Here is a 17,206-nt window from a genome sequence, read left to right as displayed (position 1 = left end):
CCCGCGAGGGCCGCGCGAGACTGGTGCGGCCGTCCATGTCCATCCTTCCCCCCGAAGTGAGCCGATGAGCCTCAGCGACACCCGCCCGACGAAGACCTTGCCTGACGCGGTCCTGTGGGACCTCGACGGGACGATCGTGGACACCGAGCCGGTGTGGCTCGCGGCCGAGCTGTCCCTCGCCTCGCGCTACGGGGCCTCGTGGTCGGAGCAGGACGGGCTCGAGCTGGTCGGCAGCGACCTGCTCGCCGCCTCGAGGGAGATGAAGCGACGGATGGCCCTGCCGCTGTCGCCGGAGGAGATCGTCGACACGCTCGTCGCGGAGGTGGCCGCCTACATGTCGACCGGTGAGATCGCGTGGCGACCAGGCGCGCTGGAGCTGATCGGAGCGCTGGAGGCAGCGGGCGTGCCGCAGGCGCTCGTCACCATGTCCTACAAGGCGATCGCGACGCCCATGCTGGCCCGTGTGCCGGGGGAGCCGTTCGGCGCGGTGGTGACCGGCGACGTGGTGAGCCAGGGCAAGCCGCACCCCGAGCCCTACCTCGCGGCGGCAGCTGCGCTCGGCGTCGATCCGCACCGGTGCGTGGCCATCGAGGACTCGACCACCGGCACCCGCTCGGCCGCGGCCGCCGGTTGCCACGTGCTCGTGGTCCCGAACCTGGTCGCTGTCGAGGAGGGCGAGCGCCGCACGCTCGTCGACTCGCTCGAAGGCACCAGGCCCTACGACCTCGGCGCCCTGCTCGACGTCTCGCGATGACGCTCGCGACGGTCCTCACCCTCGTCGGCATCGTCGGCACCGGCGTGATGGCCGGTGTCTACGTCGCCTTCTCCGTCATGGTGATGCCTGCTCTCGACCGCAGACCTCCCGGCGAGGCGGTCGGGTTCATGCAGGCCACCAACCGGTACGCCCTCCGGCCGCCGTTCCAGCTGGCGTTCTCCGGGACGGCGGCGGTGGCGGTCGCGCTGACGGTGATCGCGTTCGTGGTCGACGACACCGACCGCGGCCGGTTGCTGATCGGGTCGGTCACCTATCTCCTGACGGTGGTGGTGACGGGGGTGTTCCACGTCCCGCGCAACAACGGGATCGACGCGGTGGACGCCGACGACGCCGAGGCCTCATTGGTCGCCTGGAGGGCGTACTCGCGGCCCTGGCGGCTCGGCAACGATGTCCGCGCCCTCCTCTGCGTCGTTGCTCTCGTCGCCTACGCCGACGCGTTGCGCGTCGCCTGACCGCGCGTCCATCTCGCGCCACTCGGGCCGGAGCCCGGTCAGGCTCGTGGTCAGGAAGTACGTCAGGCCGAAGACGAGCAGCACGGGGGAGAGCCCGACAGCGGTGACCGCTACACCGGCGAGCAGTCCGCCGAGCGGCATCCCCGCCCAGGCGACGGAGTCGCTCAGGGCGCCGACCCGTCCGTAGAGGCGACGTGGGACGCGTTCGAAGAGGATGGCGCCGAGGATCGGGTTGAGGAAGCCGGCCCCGACTCCTCCGACGGCGAGCACAGCGACGACGACCGGACCTGGTACGTCGAGCAGCAGGACGAGGAAGCGTGGCGCCCCGGCGACGAGGAAGCCCCCGAAGAAGACGAGCCGGCGCGGCATCCGGTGTGCCAGTGCCGAGGCGAGGAGGCTCCCGACGACCGCTCCTGCGCTCGACACGGTGAGGAGGAGCCCGACCGTCGCGGCACCGCCACCGGAGTCGCGGGCCCACACCGGGAGGAGAACACCGATGTAGGCGACGTCCAGGAGGTTCGTGATCCCCACCATCACCACGATGGCGACGAGAAGGGGATCCCGGCGGAGGAAGGAGGCACCCTCCGCGAGCTGGTGCAGGTAGCCGTCACCGGGCTCATCTGAGACTTCGGCGTCGGCGCGTGTGTGAGGTCGGCCCATGCCGCGGGGGAGGGCGAAGGCGACGACGACCGATCCCAGCACGAAGCAGGCAGCGTTGACGGCCACGCCGGCGACGGGGCCCGCGACCGCGATGAGCACCCCGCCCAACGCCGGACCGGCGGTGGAGGCGAGCCGCTCGACCGTCGACGACAGGCCGGTCGCCCGGACCAGGGGCACATGCGCACGCTCGGCCGCGTCGGGGACCATGATCTCCTTCGCCAGGTCGCCGGGGCCTCGTGCGGCGCCGACGACCGCGACCAGGATCAAGAAGACCGGGAGCGTCAGTCGGTCGACGGCGTACAGGACGGGGATGGTCGCCGCTGCGGCGGCGCTCACGAGATCGGCGCTCCACGAGATCGACCGACCACCGACGCGGTCGATCCAGGGACCGCTCAGCGCTTTGACGAGGACGTACGGAGCGAGCTCGAACAACGCCACGAGGCCGGTCTTGGTCGCGCTGCCCGTCGTCGCGAGGACGAACCACGGGAAGGCGACGGCAGACACCCGGGTGCCCGCGTTCGACACCGCCATGGCGAGGAGCAGGCCGAGCAGTGGGCGCACGGGCCCTCTCGCGCCGGTCGGTCGACGGCTCATCCCAGGCCGTCCCCGTCTCGGCCGTCTTCCGACGCGGTCTCCGGCTGGGGAAGCACCTGGAGGATGACGCTGACGCGGTCGGCGTCCTCGGGCGCACGGTTCTCCGGCACGTCGTAGCGGAACTCGCGGACGACGGTGTGGAGGCGTACGGCAAGGGTCTTGGCCTCGTCCGGCGTGAGTCGCAGCAGGTAGTCGCTCATCTCCAAGGTCCCGCGCCAGGCGCTCGGGAGCGTCGCGCGTTCGTTCACCGCCTGTTGCAGGAGAAGGGTGTAGTTGGCCGCGACCGAGCGCAGGTAGGTGTCCACGGCGTCATCGTCGGTCGGGTCGAGGTCATGGATGCGAAGCGTCGTGGACCGGTGCGCCGCCCGCCACCACCGGTCCCGTGCGTTGCCGCGCGTGGTGTCGTCCGCGACGAGGCCGGCCCGCTCGAGCTGGCGGAGATGGTACGACGCCGAACCCGAGCTGATGCTGAGCCGCTGACCGAGTTGCGTCGCGGTGGCGGGACCGTAGCGGCGCAGTGCCCCCAGGAGGGAGACGCGCAGCGGGTGGGCGAGAGCCTTGAGTGCGGAGGAGTCGAGGACGACGTGAGTCGGTTCGGCGGCCATCGGGCTACCGTAAAACTGCAAAGGTTCTTTGCAAAGACTCTTTGCAAAGAACCTTTGCAATTGTTCGCGAGCGTCAGTCCGCGTCGACAGTGCTCTCGGCAGGCGAGTGGACGGCAGGCTCGATCGGCAGCGTGTCGCGCTCGGGGAGCGGTGGCGGGGTGCCTCCCCACTCGGGGCAGCGGGCCTTGTGGTCGCACCACCCGCACAGCGGGCTCTTGTGCGGGCGCCACTCGCCGGTGGTCGACGCCCGCTCGATCGCGGCCCACAGGGCGCGCAGCTTGCGCTCGGTCGCGAGTAGATCGGCCTCGTCGGGGGAGTATCGGAGGATCTCCTCGTTGCCGAGGTACATCAGCTGGAGCAGTGTCGGGACCGTCCCGGTGGTCCTCCACATCACCAGGGCGTAGAACTTCATCTGGAACATCGCCTTGGCCTCGAACACCTCCCGCGGCGCGCGCCCGGTCTTGTAGTCGACGACCCGCACCTCGCCTGTGGGCGCGACGTCGACCCGGTCGACGTAGCCACGCAGGAGGAGCCCACCGTCGATCACGGTCTCGACGTACTTCTCGCGCTCGGCGGGCTCGAGACGCCGAGGGTCCTCGAGAACGAAGTAGGACATGAGGAGGTCACCGGCGGTGCTCAGCCACTCGGCGAGAGCGTCGCCGTCGTCGAACAGCGCGGCCACCTCGGGCTCCGCCTCCTGGAGGCGCGCCCACGCGGGGCCGACCAGCGCACGCGCCCGCTCGAGCGTCCGCTCGCCGGGAGGTGCGTCGAAGAGCTCTTCGAGGACGGCGTGCACGAGCGTCCCGCGCACCGCGTCGGCCGACGGCTCCTCGGGCAGGCGGTCGACGACGCGGAAGCGGTAGAGGAGCGGACACGTCATGAAGTCGGCCGCACGGCTGGGCGAGAGGGATCCGACGACGTCGACGCCGTCCACCTCTGTGCGCTCGATCGTCTGTGTCCTCATGCCAACCAGCCTAGGCCAGCGGACCGACAGTCCCGGCGTGTCACGACCCGATACGGTGGAGGGTGTGAACGCGTCGTCCACACCCCCCACCCGTACCCGTCCACCGGGGACGTTGCGCATCGGTGAGATCGGGGGGATCGACGTCCTCGTGCGTTCCTCGTGGCTCGTCGTCGCGGTCCTCATCGCCTTCGTCCTCCAGCCGACGATCGAGGTGATCGCACCAGGGCTGGGCGCCCTCACGTTCGTGGCCGGGCTCGCGTTCGCGGTCCTGCTGTACCTCTCGGTCCTGCTCCACGAGATCTCGCACGCCCTCGTCGCGAAGGCCTTCGGCTACGAGGTCCGGTCGGTGACCCTGAACTTCCTCGGCGGCGTGACGGAGATCGAGGGAGAACCCGACACGCCGGGCCGCGAGTTCTGGATCGCGGTGGTCGGCCCCCTGACCTCTCTCGCGGTCGGCGCAGCGTCGTGGGGCCTGTCGTTGCTGATGCCCGACACGGGCCTGCTGCTCTTCGCCTTCCGCGCCCTGGCGCTGGCCAACATCGTGGTCGGTGTCCTCAATCTGCTCCCCGGCCTGCCGCTCGACGGCGGCCGGGTCTTCCGTGCCGCCGTCTGGAAGGCGACCGGCAGTCCGTACGCCGGTTCGGTCGCAGCCGGCTACGGTGGGCGCGCCGTGGCGGTGCTCGCGCTCGCGTACCCGTTCGTCGGCGGCGAGCTGCTCGGCTTCGACATCACGCTCCTCGACTACATGATCGCCTTCGTGGTCGCCCTGTTCCTGTGGACCGGGGCGACGCAGGCCCTGGTGGCGGCGCGGATCCGCCGCGGTCTTCCGGGGCTGACGGCGCGCGGGCTCGCTCGCCGGGCGATCGACGTGCCGCGCTCGACGACGGTCGGGCAGGCCATCGAGCAAGCCCGCGAGGCCGGCGCCGGAGCCATCGTCGTCCACGGTCCGACCGGCACGATCGACGGCATCGTGGACGAGCGAGCAGTGCTCGCCACACCGGAGGCCCGACGCCCGTGGGTCGACGTCGGAGCCCTGGCGCGTACGCTCTCCCCGGGCCTCGCACTGCCCGTCGATCTCGCCGGAGAGGCGCTGGTCCGGGCGTTGCAGAGGACACCGTCAAGTGAGTACCTCGTCGTCGACGGCGAGCACCTGTACGGCGTCCTCGTCACGGCGGACGTCGACAGCGCGTTCTCCGAGCGGGTCCGCGCTGGTGGCAGGCAGGGCGACGCAGGAAGGCAGACGCATGGATGAGCGACTCTCGGGAGTCCACCGCGGACCGATGGCGGTGGGCGAGTGGGTTCGACTCACCGACGCCAAGGGTCGGCGGCACAACATCCAGCTGGAGGAGGGCAAGAAGTTCTTCACCAAGCTCGGCGAGATCGCGCACGACGGGCTGATCGGCCAGCCGGAGGGCATCGTGGTCGAGTCGTCGCTGGGCGGCCAGTACCTCGTCTTCCGCCCGCTGATGCACGAGTACACGACATCGATGCCTCGCGGGGCAGCCGTGATCTATCCCAAGGACGCCAGCCAGATCGTCACCTTCGCCGACATCTTCCCCGGGGCGCGCGTGCTCGAGGCGGGCGCCGGCTCGGGTGCTCTCACGACCTTCCTCCTGCGAGCCGTCGGCGAGGGAGGCCTCGTCTCGTCCTACGAGCAGCGTGAGGACTTCGCCGAGATCGCGACCCGCAACGTCGAGCAGTTCTTCGGCGGCCCGCACCCCGCCTGGAGGCTCACGGTGGGCGGGCTCGGCGAGAGCCTCGTCGACACCGAGGTCGACCGGATGATCCTCGACATGGTCGACCCGTGGGAGTACGTCGCGCTCGCGGCCGACGTCCTGGTGCCGGGCGGCATCCTGTGCTGCTACGTCGCCACGACCACGCAGATGTCGCGGGTGGTCGAGACACTGCGCGCGCACGGCGAGTTCGCCGAGCCGTCGTCCTGGGAGACGATGCAGCGTGGATGGCACCTCGAGGGCCTGGCCGTCCGGCCGGAGCACTCCATGAACGGACACACCGCCTTCCTGGTCACGTCGCGGCGGATGGCCCATGGGCAGCGGGCGCTCACCAAGAAGCGGCGCCCGGCCCCCGGCGCGTACGGCCCGGACTACTCGGGGCCGCGTCCCGCCGACCTCGCGGAGTGACCTGAATCACATCCCGGTATCTGATCGTGAGAACGCCGATTCGTACGAGCGGATGACGACCACAGGCGGGTAGTGTCGTCGTACGAGGAGCCAACACGCCGCGCACACGGGTCGACCCCGGCGGTGTTCGGGTCAGACGGTGTCACGGCCTTCGCGGGAGGTACGACATGAGCGAGTTCGACCACACCGATCGGCGCCCGCCTGCGAACGAGCAGACCGCCCACCAGCAGCAGGCCGAGATCGACTACCTGCGCGCCGAGGTCGAGCACCTCCGTCGGCGTCTCGCGACCGGCCGCCCGGACAGCACCGTCGACGCCCGCCTCGCCGAGACCGAGGCGCGCCTCGCCGCGGTCACCGCTCAGAACGCCCGGCTCGGCGACACCCTCCGCGAGGCGCGCGACCAGATCCTCTCGCTCAAGGAGGAGGTCGACAGGCTCGCGCAGCCGCCGACGGGGTTCGGCACGTTCATCCGGCAGAACGAGGACGACACCGTCGACGTGTTCACCGGCGGCCGCAAGCTGCGCGTCAACGTGAGCCCGTCGGTCGAGGCGGAGGATCTCCGTCGCGGTCAGGAGGTCATCCTCAACGAGGCCCTCAACGTCGTCGCTGCGCTCGACTACGAGACCGTGGGCGAGGTCGTCATGCTCAAGGAGCTGCTCGCCGACGGGGAGCGCGCGCTCGTCATCGGCAACGCCGACGAGGAGCGGATCGCGCGCATCGCCGACTCGCTCATGGACACGCGCCTGCGCGCCGGCGACTCCCTCCTGCTCGACTCCCGTGCCGGATACGTCTACGAGCGTGTCCCGAAGTCGGAGGTGGAGGAGCTCGTGCTGGAGGAGGTCCCCGACATCGACTACTCGAGCATCGGAGGCCTCCAGGGCCAGATCGAGTCGATCCGCGACGCGGTCGAGCTGCCCTACCTCTATCCGGAGATCTTCATCGAGCACGAGCTCAAGCCGCCCAAGGGCGTCCTTCTGTACGGCCCGCCCGGGTGCGGCAAGACGCTGATCGCGAAGGCGGTCGCGAGCTCGCTCGCCAAGAAGGTGTCGGCCAAGACGGGGGAGGAGGGCCGGTCCTACTTCCTCAACATCAAGGGCCCCGAGCTGCTCAACAAGTACGTCGGCGAGACCGAGCGCCACATCCGGCTCGTGTTCCAGCGAGCACGCGAGAAGGCGAGCGAGGGCACGCCGGTCATCGTCTTCTTCGACGAGATGGACTCCCTGTTCCGCACCCGCGGCTCGGGCGTCTCCTCCGACGTCGAGAACACGATCGTGCCGCAGCTGCTGAGCGAGATCGACGGCGTCGAGGGCCTCGAGAACGTCCTCGTCATCGGTGCCTCCAACCGCGAGGACATGATCGACCCCGCCATCTTGCGACCAGGTCGTCTCGACGTGAAGATCAAGATCGAGCGGCCCGACGCCGAGTCCGCCCGCGACATCTTCTCCAAGTACCTGACGCCCAGCCTCCCGCTGCACGAGGACGACCTCGGGGAGTTCGGTGGTGACCGGGTGGCGTGCGTCAACGGCATGATCCAGCGCACCGTCGAGCGGATGTACACCGAGTCCGAGGAGAACCGATTCTTGGAGGTCACCTACGCCAATGGTGACAAGGAAGTCCTCTACTTCAAGGACTTCAACTCCGGCGCGATGATCCAGAACATCGTCGACCGGGCAAAGAAGATGGCGATCAAGGACTTCCTCGAGCTGCGCCAGAAGGGTCTGCGCGTCCAGCACCTGCTCCAGGCGTGCCTCGACGAGTTCAAGGAGAACGAAGACCTGCCCAACACGACCAACCCCGACGACTGGGCGCGGATCTCGGGCAAGAAGGGCGAGCGGATCGTCTTCATCCGTACGCTCATCTCCGGCAAGCAGGGCAGCGAGCCGGGTCGGTCCATCGACACCGTCGCCAACACCGGGCAGTACCTCTGACCGCTGGACCGAGGCACCGCACAATGGAGTGCGTGCCTCCGATCCTGTCCGCTCTCGACATCCGTGTCGTGGGCTACGACCACCCCGACGCCGTCCTGCTCGTCTCCGAGGTCCAGGCGGAGTACGCGCGGCGGTACGGCACGCCTGACCAGGGACCCGCCGACGCCGACGAGTTCCGCGGGCCCGGGGGAGTGTTCGCCGTGGCGTACGCCGACGGGACTCCTGTCGCGACGGGCGGGTGGAGGCGCTTGGGCGACGACCGCGCCGAGATCAAGCGGATGTACGTCCGTGAGTGGGCGCGCGGTCGTGGCTACGCCCGCGCGATGCTCGCCTGGCTGGAGGAGACCGCGGCGGCAGCGGGTGCGAGGGCGATCATCCTGGAGACCGGGCGGCCGCAGCCTGAGGCGATCGCGCTCTACCGTTCGTCGGGCTACACCGACGTAGAGCCGTTCGGTTACTACGCCGACGATCCCCTCTCGCTCTATCTCGGCAAGACTCTCGCCTGACGCCGCCGCGGCGCCGCTGTGACGGCGGGTCCACATGGCGGACGCACGCCGCGGGGGCGACGTGGGCGACCGTCCGTCGACTAGTCTCGAAACCGGCGCTCCTGCGCCAATCACCCCATTTCGGAAGGGCATGCGTCGTGAGCAGCAACCTCCGTCCGGACGCGACCGACGAGCTGACTGAGGCACTCCGGTCGCGCATCCTGGTGCTCGACGGGGCGATGGGCACCGCGATCCAGCGCGACCGGCCCGACGAGGCCGGCTACCGCGGCGAGCGCTTCAAGGACTGGCCCTCCGACGTGCAGGGCAACAACGACCTGCTGACTCTCACGCAGCCCCAGCTCATCGCCGCCATCCACCGCGAGTACCTCGACGCCGGCGCCGACCTCATCGAGACCAACACCTTCAACGCCACCGCGATCTCGCTGAGCGACTACGGCATGGGAGACCTCGCGTACGAGCTCAACTACGAGTCGGCCCGGCTCGCGCGCGAGGTCGCCGACGAGGTCGCGCAGGCGACGGGACGTCCGCGATACGTCGTCGGGGCGCTCGGGCCGACCACACGCACGGCCTCGATCTCACCCGACGTGAACGACCCCGGCGCGCGCAACGTCACCTACGACCAGCTGGTCGACGCGTACGCCACCGCGACCCGGGGCCTCCTCGACGGCGGTGCCGACGTCATCGCCATCGAGACGATCTTCGACACGCTCAACGCGAAGGCGGCCATCTTCGCCGTCGAGACCGTGTTCGCCGATCACGGCCGTCGGTGGCCGATCATCATCTCCGGCACGATCACCGACGCGTCCGGCCGTACGTTGTCGGGACAGGTCACCGAGGCCTTCTGGCACTCGGTCCGGCACGCCCGGCCGCTGCTCGTCGGCCTCAACTGCGCGCTCGGGGCCAAGGAGATGCGGCCCTACATCGCCGAGATCGCGCGGATCGCCGACACGTTCGTCAGCTGCTACCCCAACGCGGGTCTCCCGAACGCCTTCGGTGAGTACGACGAGGCACCCGACGAGACGGCGGCGATCCTCGCCGAGTTCGCCGACGCAGGGTTCGTGAACCTCGTCGGTGGTTGCTGCGGGACGACGCCGGCGCACATCGGGGCGATCGCGCGCGAGGTGGCGGACAAGACGCCGCGGGTCCCACCGACGGCCGTGCCGGCGCTGCGGCTGGCCGGTCTGGAGCCCGTCACCGTCGTCGACGACACGCTCTTCGTCAACGTCGGAGAGCGCACCAACATCACCGGGTCCGCCCGCTTCCGCAACCTGATCAAGGCAGGTGACTACTCGGCGGCGCTCGACGTGGCCCGCCAGCAGGTCGAGAGCGGCGCGCAGGTGATCGACGTCAACATGGACGAGGGCATGATCGACGGGGTGGAGGCGATGGTGAGGTTCCTCAACCTCATCGCGTCCGAGCCCGACATCAGCCGTGTCCCGATCATGGTCGACTCCTCCAAGTGGGAGGTGATCGAGGCTGGTCTCAAGTGCGTCCAGGGCAAGCCGATCGTCAACTCCGTCTCGATGAAGGAGGGGGAGGAGGCCTTCGTCGAGCACGCCCGGCTGTGCCGCCGCTACGGTGCGGCGATCGTCGTCATGGCCTTCGACGAGGACGGCCAGGCCGACAACCTCGAGCGCCGCAAGGAGATCTGCGAGCGTGCGTACCGCCTGCTCGTCGACGACGTGGGCTTCCCCGCCGAGGACATCATCTTCGACCCGAACGTCTTCGCCGTCGCCACCGGCATCGAGGAGCACGCGGCGTACGGCGTCGACTTCATCGAGGCGACCCGCTGGATCAAGCAGAACCTTCCGCATGCGCTGGTGTCGGGCGGGGTGTCCAACGTGTCGTTCTCGTTCCGGGGCAACAACGCCGTGCGCGAGGCCATCCACGCCGTGTTCCTGTATCACGCGATCAGTGCCGGGATGGACATGGGCATCGTGAACGCCGGTGCGCTCGAGGTCTACGCCGAGGTGCCCGAGGTGCTGCGCGACCGCATCGAGGACGTCGTCCTCAACCGCAGGCCGGACGCCACCGAGAGGCTGCTGGACATCGCGGCCGACTTCGCCGGGGACGGCGCGGTCAGAGAGGTCGCCAACGAGGAGTGGCGGTCCCTGCCGGTGGGGGAGCGGATCACCCACGCGCTCGTGAAGGGCATCGACACGTACGCCGAGTCCGACACGGAGGAGCTGCGCCAGGTCATCGCCGCGCGCGGGGGCCGGCCGATCGAGGTCATCGAAGGCCCGCTGATGGCCGGGATGAACGTCGTGGGCGACCTGTTCGGCGAGGGCAAGATGTTCCTGCCGCAGGTGGTGAAGTCGGCGCGCGTCATGAAGAAGGCGGTGGCGCACCTGATCCCGTTCATCGAGGCCGAGCGTCAACCGGGTGATGTCGAGCGGACCAACGGCAAGGTGGTCATGGCGACGGTCAAGGGCGACGTCCACGACATCGGCAAGAACATCGTCGGCGTCGTCCTCCAGTGCAACAACTACGACGTCGTCGATCTTGGCGTGATGGTGCCGGCTCAGAAGATCCTCGACGCCGCGAAGGCCGAAGGTGCCGACGTGATCGGGCTCTCGGGCCTGATCACGCCGTCGCTCGACGAGATGGTCAACCTCGCCGGCGAGATGGAGCGGCAGGGCTTCGACATCCCGCTGCTCATCGGCGGTGCGACGACGTCGCGCGCCCACACGGCGGTCAAGGTCGACAAGAAGTACCACGGTCCGGTCATCTGGGTGAAGGACGCCTCGCGCTCGGTCCCTGTCGTCGCGGCCCTGCTGTCCGACGACCAGCGGCCGCGGCTCCTCGCCGAGACCGAGGCCGACTACGAGGCGCTGCGAGAGCGCCACGCGGCGCGGCAGAGCAGCCGGTCGCTGCTCCCGCTCGAGAAGGCCCGCGCGCAGGCGACACCGATCGACTGGAGCGACTACCGGCCTCCACGTCCGCACATGCTGCTCCAGCAGGCGCGCGACGTGTGCTCGGGTGCCGGGTGCGACCACCGCCACGACGGGCACGTCCAGCTCGTCCGCACGCTCACCGACTACTCGCTCGAGGAGCTGCGCGGCTACATCGACTGGCAGCCGTTCTTCAACGCGTGGGAGATGCGCGGCAAGTTCCCCGACATCCTCAACAACCCGTCGACCGGCGAGGCCGCCCGCAAGCTCTACGACGACGCCCAGGTGATGCTCGACCAGATCATCGCCGAGAAGTGGGTCCGCGCCAACGGGGTGTTCGGTCTCTTCCCGGCCAGCCAGGTGCCTGGCGACGACATCGAGGTCTATACCGACGAGTCGCGGAGCGAGGTGCTGACGACCTTGCACACGCTCCGCCAGCAGGGCGAAGGGCGAGAGGGGTCCCCGCGCAAGTCGCTCGCCGACTTCGTCGCTCCGAAGGCGACCGGGCTGCGTGACTACGTCGGTGCCTTCGCGGTGACCGCGGGGCTCGGCGTGTCCGAGAAGGCCGCCGAGTTCAAGAAGAACCTCGACGACTACAGCGCGATCCTCCTGGAGTCGCTGGCCGACCGGCTCGCGGAGGCCTTCGCCGAGCGCCTGCACGAGCGGGTCCGCAAGGAGTTCTGGGGCTATGCGCCGGACGAGGCGCTGACGAACGAGGCGCTGATCAAGGAGGGCTACGTCGGCATCCGGCCTGCCCCTGGATACCCTGCCTGTCCGGAGCACACCGAGAAGCAGACGATCTGGGAGCTCCTCGACGTCGAGAAGAACGCCGGGATCGAGCTGACCGACAGCATGGCGATGTGGCCGGGTGCGGCCGTCAGCGGTCTCTACTTCTCGCACCCGGAGTCGCAGTACTTCGTGCTGGGTCGCATCGGTCGCGACCAGGTCGAGGACTATGCCGCGCGCAAGGGCTGGACGGTCGCCGAGGCAGAGAAGTGGCTCTCGCCCAACCTCGGCTACCGCACCGACGAGGACTGACGGGCGCGAAGCCAGGGTCCGACCAGTGCGCGGGAGTCCGGCACGAGTGGCCACGCCGGGTCGTCGAGGCGGCGCACGACCTCGGTCAGCGGCATCCATCCGCCCCAGGCGACCTCCTCCGGCTGCCAGCGGACCGGGCCGTCCCATCCGTCGACGAGGTAGCCGAACGCCTCGTACGAGGTGTGCTCGTCCTCGTACCGGCCGGTGAAGATCGGCTGGAGCGGGGCCGCGGTGATCCCGAGCTCCTCGGCGAGCTCGCGGACGGCGCCGTCACAGGGGGCCTCGTCCGCGAGAAGGACGCCGCCCGCGCACACGTCGTACATGCCAGGGAAGACGTCCTTGGACGTGGTGCGCCGGTGCACGTAGACCTGTCCCGCGGGATCGAGGACGACCACGGCGGTGGCCGCGTGGTGAAGGTTCTCGGCCCGGACACGCGACCGCGGAGCCGACCCGGCCGGTCGTCCGTCCCTGCTGTACAGCGCCACGATCTCGTCCACGCCGCCATCATGACAGCGCGGTTCCGGGGCGGCGTCGGTCACACTGGCTAGGCTGGCGACATGACGGTGCGACGGGTGATGGGTTCCGAGGTCGAGTACGGCATCTCGGTCAAGGGTCAGCCCACGGCCAACCAGATGGTGGCCTCGACCCAGGTCGTCAACGCCTACGCGAGCGCCCACGGGCTGACGCGCCGCGCCCGCTGGGACTTCGAAGAAGAAAACCCCCTGCGCGACGCGCGCGGCTTCGACCTCAGCCGCGATCGTGCCGACTCGACGCAGCTGACCGACGAGGACCTGGGCCTCGCCAACGTGATCCTGACCAACGGTGCCCGCCTCTACGTCGACCACGCCCACCCCGAATACTCCACTCCCGAGTGCACCAACCCCCGCGACGTCGTGCTGTGGGAGAAGGCCGGCGAGCTCGTCATGCAGCGCGGCGCCGACCTGGCCTCGCAGCTCCCGGGATCCCCGGGCCTGCTCCTCTACAAGAACAACGTCGACAACAAGGGCGCCTCGTACGGCTCCCACGAGAACTACCTCATGCGGCGAGACGTGCCGTTCGGCGCGATCGTGGAGCATCTGACGCCGTTCTTCGTCTCCCGGCAGGTCATCTGCGGAGCAGGCCGCGTCGGGCGCCAGCAAGACGGGTCCGAGAGCGGCTTCCAGATCAGCCAGCGCGCCGACTACTTCGAGGTCGGCGTGGGCCTCGAGACGACGCTCAAGCGGCCGATCATCAACACCCGCGACGAGCCGCACGCCGACCCCTCTAAATATCGCCGCCTCCACGTCATCATCGGCGACGCCAACATGTCGGAGATCGCCGGCTACCTCAAGATGGGCGCCACCTCGCTGGTGCTGGCGATGATCGAGTCCGGCGAGCTCTCGAGCGGTCTCGAGCTGGCGCAGCCGGTCAACGCGCTGCACGCCATCTCCCACGACGCGTCTCTGCGCACCGCGGTGGAGCTCGCGGACGGTCGGACCATCACGGCGCTCGACCTCCAGTGGAGCTATCTCGAGAAGGCCCAGGCCTTCGTCGCGCGGGGCCATGACGGAGACGACCCGGCTGCAGGACAGACCAAGGACGTCCTGGACCGCTGGGAGTCGGTGCTGACCCGGCTCGCCGAGGACCCGTTCCAGCTCCGGGACGAGCTCGACTGGGTGGCCAAGCTGGCACTCCTGGAGTCCTACCGCGAGCGCGACTCGCTCGACTGGGACCACGCAAAGCTCCACCTCGTCGACCTCCAGTACGCCGATCTCCGACCCACGAAGGGCCTGTACCACCAGCTCGTCCGCACCGGCCGGATGAAGCGCCTGCTCTCCGACACCGAGATCGAGAGGGCGGTCACGCAGCCGCCCGAGGACACCCGCGCCTACTTCCGAGGACAGTGCCTCACCCGCTATCCGGAGTCGGTCGCGGCGGCCTCGTGGGACTCCGTGATCTTCGACCTCCCAGGCCGGGACACCCTCCAGCGCGTCCCGACCATGGAGCCGTTGCGCGGGACCCGCGAGCACGTCGGCGGGCTCTTCGAGGCGCACAGCACCGCCCAGGGGCTGTTCGACGCGATCACCCGGCGCTGACCGGCGTCAGGGAGCCTCACGCGGTTCGCGGGGCAGGCCGTCGACGACGAGCTCGACCCTCAGGTCCGGTCCACCAGCCCGGGCCAGTGTCTCGAGAGCGTCAGCGGAGAGCGCCGCAAGCGCGGGCGCCGGCCAGAAGCGCACCGTCGTCCCGGTGCTCCCGTCGGCGGTGAACGGCTCCAGGACGGTCACCGGCACGCCGTGCTCGTACCACTGCCGCCACGAGCCGCTCGAACGACGGTTCTCGTGGACGAGCCGTGCGCTCAACGCCGCGACGACCGACAATCCGCGGCGGGGCTGGCCGTCGGCGAGGAGCGGGGGAGCGGCGGCGTCGAAGAACCGGAGGTCGCGGGTGGCCATCACGGGCTTCTTGACGAGCACGCCATGGGGGTCGGTGCGGGTGTCCGTCCCACGGCCGTCGTCGGCGACCGAGACCGATCCGTCCCCGTGAAGGGTGATGACTGCCTGCCCACCACCACGGGACTCAGCCTCGTCGGCAGCGTAGGCGAGCACCTCGAGCACGAGGTGCAGGGTGCCGCCCGGTGCATACGTCTCGACCCCCTCCGCGATGGCGGCGAGGTGGTCGAGGTCGACGGCCGCGTGCCAGTCGTGGGTGGTGTTCTCCCAGGTGTCCTCGCGGCTCCGATCCATCGGCACAGTCTTTCAGCGCGTTCGGTCACCAGGCCGGTATAGGGTCGAGTCGACGGCACGAAGAGCCGACTCGAGGAGGTTGCGATGGCACGCGACGGTGGGCAGCAGCACAAGACCACACGCAAGAGCACCGAGGGTGAGGACGACGTCCAGGTCGACACCTCGGAGGACGTCGCCGAGCGCAAAGAAAAGCTCGACGACGACATCGACTCCATCCTCGACGAGATCGACGACGTCCTCGAGGAGAACGCCGAGGAGTTCGTCCGCAGCTTCGTCCAGAAGGGCGGGCAGTGATGCTGCCTGAGGCCTTCCTCGCGGCCGGTTCGTCGTCCTTCACCGAGTTCCTCGCACGACACCAGCCCGAGCTGCTCCCGGCCGCCCGGCTCGCCGACGCGTCGGTCGCCCAGCCGCTGACGCACGCGACGACCATCGTCGCGGCCACCTTCCCGGGCGGCGTCGTCATGGCCGGCGACAGGCGGGCCACGATGGGCAACGTCATCGCCCAGCGCGACATCCAAAAGGTCTTCCCGGCTGACGAGTACTCTGCCGTCGGCATCGCCGGCACGGCAGGGATCGCCGTCGAGATGACGCGCCTGTTCCAGCTCGAGCTCGAGCACTACGAAAAGATCGAGGGCATCCCCCTCTCGACCGACGGCAAGGCCAACCGCCTCGCGACGCTCATCCGCAACAACCTCGCGATGGCCATGCAGGGACTCGCGGTCGTGCCGCTCTTCGCCGCCTACGACCACGACGCCGCAGTCGGCCGGATCTTCGTCTTCGACGTGACCGGCAACCGCAACGAAGAGCGCTCGTTCCACTCGGTCGGATCCGGGTCGACCTTCGCCCGTGGTGCCCTCAAAAAGCTCTACCGTCCCGACCTCGAGGAGACCGAGGCCGTGACGGCCTGCATCCAGGCGCTGTACGACGCGGCCGACGACGACTCGGCGACCGGCGGGCCCGACCTGACGCGTCGGATCTTCCCGATGGTCGCCGTCATCACCGCCGACGGCTACCGGGCCTACGACGACGACGTGACAGCGGCGATCGCCGACCGTGTGATCGGGGGCCGCATGGTCCGCCCGGACGGGCCATCAGCCCCGCTGGAGTGACGCATCCGTTCATCGCCGTACCGCTGACCAGAGAGGACTCACGTGAGCGCAGGGTTCTACGTCTCGCCCGAGCAGCTGATGAAGGACCGTGCGGACTTCGCGCGGAAGGGGATCGCGCGCGGCCGCAGCGTCGTGGTGGTCCAGTACGCCGACGGCGTGCTCTTCGTCGCCGAGAACCAGTCCAACGCCTTGCACAAGATCAGCGAGGTCTACGACCGCATCGGCTTCGCGGCCGTCGGGCGCTACAACGAGTTCGAGAACCTCCGCATCGCCGGCGTCCGTCTCGCGGACCTGCGCGGCTACTCGTACGACCGCAGCGATGTCACCGGGCGTGGGCTCGCCAACGCCTACGCACAGACGCTCGGCACGATCTTCTCCTCCGGGGGAGAGAAGCCGTACGAGGTGGAGCTGTTCGTCGCCGAGGTGGGCGCCGCACCGGCACAGGACCAGATCTATCGACTCACCTATGACGGGTCGGTCGCCGACATCCAGGGCCATGCGGTGATGGGCGGACAGGCCGAGGCTGCCGAGGGCTACCTCAAGGACCACTACACGGAGGGACTCGCGCTCGAGGCTGCGATCATCCTCGCCGCCAAGGCTCTGGGCCACGACGACACCACGCCGCGCGTGCTCACCGCCGACCAGCTCGAGGTCGCGGTGCTCGACCGCACCCGCACCCGGCCGCGCAAGTTCAAGCGCCTGACGGACGCTCAGGTCGACGCGGCGCTCGCCTCCGCCTGAGCTGTCGTGGGGCGGGGGGGGGCCGCCCGGCCCCCTCAGCGGGGGGGGGAGGGGGGGGGGGCGGGCGCCCCCCAAG

At 69.6% G+C, this 17,206-nt stretch carries 16 protein-coding genes; 11 read left to right on the top strand and 5 right to left on the bottom strand.

The features are described from left to right. Positions 1–64 precede the first annotated feature (64 nt). Positions 65–754, top strand: coding sequence for an HAD family phosphatase (locus tag KV097_RS04025; RefSeq protein WP_220341678.1), 690 nt, complete (start codon positions 65–67; stop codon positions 752–754). Continuing rightward, a complete protein-coding gene (locus KV097_RS04020) occupies positions 751–1,227 on the top strand; it encodes a DUF1772 domain-containing protein (RefSeq protein WP_220365146.1) in 477 nt (158 codons plus the stop codon). Before KV097_RS04025 ends, KV097_RS04020 begins: the two co-directional genes overlap by 4 nt. Here the strand turns inward: KV097_RS04020 and KV097_RS04015 are convergent. From KV097_RS04015 to KV097_RS04005, 3 genes are all read right to left on the bottom strand, one after another. Beyond that, on the bottom strand, positions 1,114–2,448 hold the full coding sequence (locus KV097_RS04015; protein WP_220365145.1) for an MFS transporter: 1,335 nt from the start codon (positions 2,446–2,448) through the stop codon (positions 1,114–1,116). The genes KV097_RS04020 and KV097_RS04015 overlap by 114 nt on opposite strands. Positions 2,449–2,477: 29 nt before the next feature. Next, positions 2,478–3,086 (bottom strand): transcriptional regulator, encoded by a 609-nt coding sequence (locus tag KV097_RS04010; RefSeq protein WP_220341681.1) that lies wholly within the window; start codon positions 3,084–3,086, stop codon positions 2,478–2,480. A gap of 73 nt (positions 3,087–3,159) precedes the next feature. Beyond that, the gene (locus tag KV097_RS04005) at positions 3,160–4,050 is read right to left on the bottom strand and encodes a PD-(D/E)XK nuclease family protein (protein WP_220345095.1); all 891 of its coding nucleotides are present in this window, start codon (positions 4,048–4,050) and stop codon (positions 3,160–3,162) included. A gap of 37 nt (positions 4,051–4,087) precedes the next feature. Between KV097_RS04005 and KV097_RS04000 the strand changes: the two genes are divergently transcribed. The 5 genes from KV097_RS04000 (at position 4,088) to metH (ending at position 12,554) form a co-directional block, all read left to right on the top strand. Beyond that, positions 4,088–5,302: a site-2 protease family protein gene (locus KV097_RS04000; RefSeq protein WP_308289332.1), complete on the top strand. Its 1,215-nt coding sequence runs from the start codon at positions 4,088–4,090 to the stop codon at positions 5,300–5,302. Next, a complete protein-coding gene (locus KV097_RS03995; RefSeq protein ID WP_220345097.1) occupies positions 5,295–6,191 on the top strand; it encodes a tRNA (adenine-N1)-methyltransferase in 897 nt (298 codons plus the stop codon). Before KV097_RS04000 ends, KV097_RS03995 begins: the two co-directional genes overlap by 8 nt. A 167-nt stretch (positions 6,192–6,358) precedes the next feature. Then, on the top strand, positions 6,359–8,119 hold the full coding sequence (gene arc, locus KV097_RS03990) for a proteasome ATPase (protein ID WP_220345098.1): 1,761 nt from the start codon (positions 6,359–6,361) through the stop codon (positions 8,117–8,119). A gap of 32 nt (positions 8,120–8,151) precedes the next feature. Beyond that, entirely contained in the window at positions 8,152–8,625 is a 474-nt protein-coding gene (locus tag KV097_RS03985) for a GNAT family N-acetyltransferase (RefSeq protein WP_308289331.1), read from the top strand. Positions 8,626–8,762: 137 nt separating this feature from the next. After that, positions 8,763–12,554 (top strand): methionine synthase, encoded by a 3,792-nt coding sequence (gene metH / locus KV097_RS03980; protein ID WP_220365144.1) that lies wholly within the window; start codon positions 8,763–8,765, stop codon positions 12,552–12,554. Here metH and KV097_RS03975 read toward each other — a convergent pair. Next, positions 12,533–13,051, bottom strand: a complete 519-nt coding sequence (locus tag KV097_RS03975; protein ID WP_220365143.1) for an NUDIX hydrolase — start codon at positions 13,049–13,051, stop codon at positions 12,533–12,535. The genes metH and KV097_RS03975 overlap by 22 nt on opposite strands. A 60-nt stretch (positions 13,052–13,111) precedes the next feature. Between KV097_RS03975 and dop the strand changes: the two genes are divergently transcribed. Continuing rightward, positions 13,112–14,629, top strand: a complete 1,518-nt coding sequence (gene dop, locus KV097_RS03970) for a depupylase/deamidase Dop (RefSeq protein WP_255559174.1) — start codon at positions 13,112–13,114, stop codon at positions 14,627–14,629. A 6-nt stretch (positions 14,630–14,635) separates the two neighbouring features. On the opposite strand, the gene KV097_RS03965 is transcribed toward dop, so the two are convergent. Further along, positions 14,636–15,280: a hypothetical protein gene (locus KV097_RS03965; protein ID WP_220365142.1), complete on the bottom strand. Its 645-nt coding sequence runs from the start codon at positions 15,278–15,280 to the stop codon at positions 14,636–14,638. 84 nt (positions 15,281–15,364) lie between these two features. On the opposite strand from KV097_RS03965, the gene KV097_RS03960 reads away from it, so the two are divergent. The 3 genes from KV097_RS03960 to prcA are packed head-to-tail and all read left to right on the top strand — an operon-like array spanning position 15,365 to position 17,130. Beyond that, positions 15,365–15,574, top strand: a complete 210-nt coding sequence (locus KV097_RS03960) for a ubiquitin-like protein Pup (protein ID WP_220341690.1) — start codon at positions 15,365–15,367, stop codon at positions 15,572–15,574. Further along, positions 15,574–16,389, top strand: a complete 816-nt coding sequence (gene prcB / locus KV097_RS03955) for a proteasome subunit beta (protein ID WP_220345100.1) — start codon at positions 15,574–15,576, stop codon at positions 16,387–16,389. Before KV097_RS03960 ends, prcB begins: the two co-directional genes overlap by 1 nt. A gap of 42 nt (positions 16,390–16,431) precedes the next feature. Next, positions 16,432–17,130 (top strand): proteasome subunit alpha, encoded by a 699-nt coding sequence (gene prcA / locus KV097_RS03950; protein ID WP_220341692.1) that lies wholly within the window; start codon positions 16,432–16,434, stop codon positions 17,128–17,130. Positions 17,131–17,206: the final 76 nt, after the last annotated feature.

The sequence above is a fragment of the Mumia sp. zg.B17 genome, from assembly GCF_019550915.1.
GTDB lineage: Bacteria > Actinomycetota > Actinomycetes > Propionibacteriales > Nocardioidaceae > Mumia.
This window is presented reverse-complemented; position numbering and strand designations above follow the sequence as displayed.

Bases quoted from the DNA above. Each gene is read 5' to 3' on its own strand.
- KV097_RS04025 (WP_220341678.1), top strand. From the start codon at position 65: ATGAGCCTCAGCGACACCCGCCCGACGAAGACCTTGCCTGACGCGGTC.
- KV097_RS04020 (WP_220365146.1), top strand. From the start codon at position 751: ATGACGCTCGCGACGGTCCTCACCCTCGTCGGCATCGTCGGCACCGGC.
- KV097_RS04010 (WP_220341681.1), bottom strand. From the start codon at position 3,086: ATGGCCGCCGAACCGACTCACGTCGTCCTCGACTCCTCCGCACTCAAG.
- KV097_RS04005 (WP_220345095.1), bottom strand. From the start codon at position 4,050: ATGAGGACACAGACGATCGAGCGCACAGAGGTGGACGGCGTCGACGTC.
- KV097_RS03995 (WP_220345097.1), top strand. From the start codon at position 5,295: ATGGATGAGCGACTCTCGGGAGTCCACCGCGGACCGATGGCGGTGGGC.
- arc (WP_220345098.1), top strand. From the start codon at position 6,359: ATGAGCGAGTTCGACCACACCGATCGGCGCCCGCCTGCGAACGAGCAG.
- dop (WP_255559174.1), top strand. From the start codon at position 13,112: ATGACGGTGCGACGGGTGATGGGTTCCGAGGTCGAGTACGGCATCTCG.
- KV097_RS03965 (WP_220365142.1), bottom strand. From the start codon at position 15,280: ATGGATCGGAGCCGCGAGGACACCTGGGAGAACACCACCCACGACTGG.
- KV097_RS03960 (WP_220341690.1), top strand. From the start codon at position 15,365: ATGGCACGCGACGGTGGGCAGCAGCACAAGACCACACGCAAGAGCACC.
- prcB (WP_220345100.1), top strand. From the start codon at position 15,574: ATGCTGCCTGAGGCCTTCCTCGCGGCCGGTTCGTCGTCCTTCACCGAG.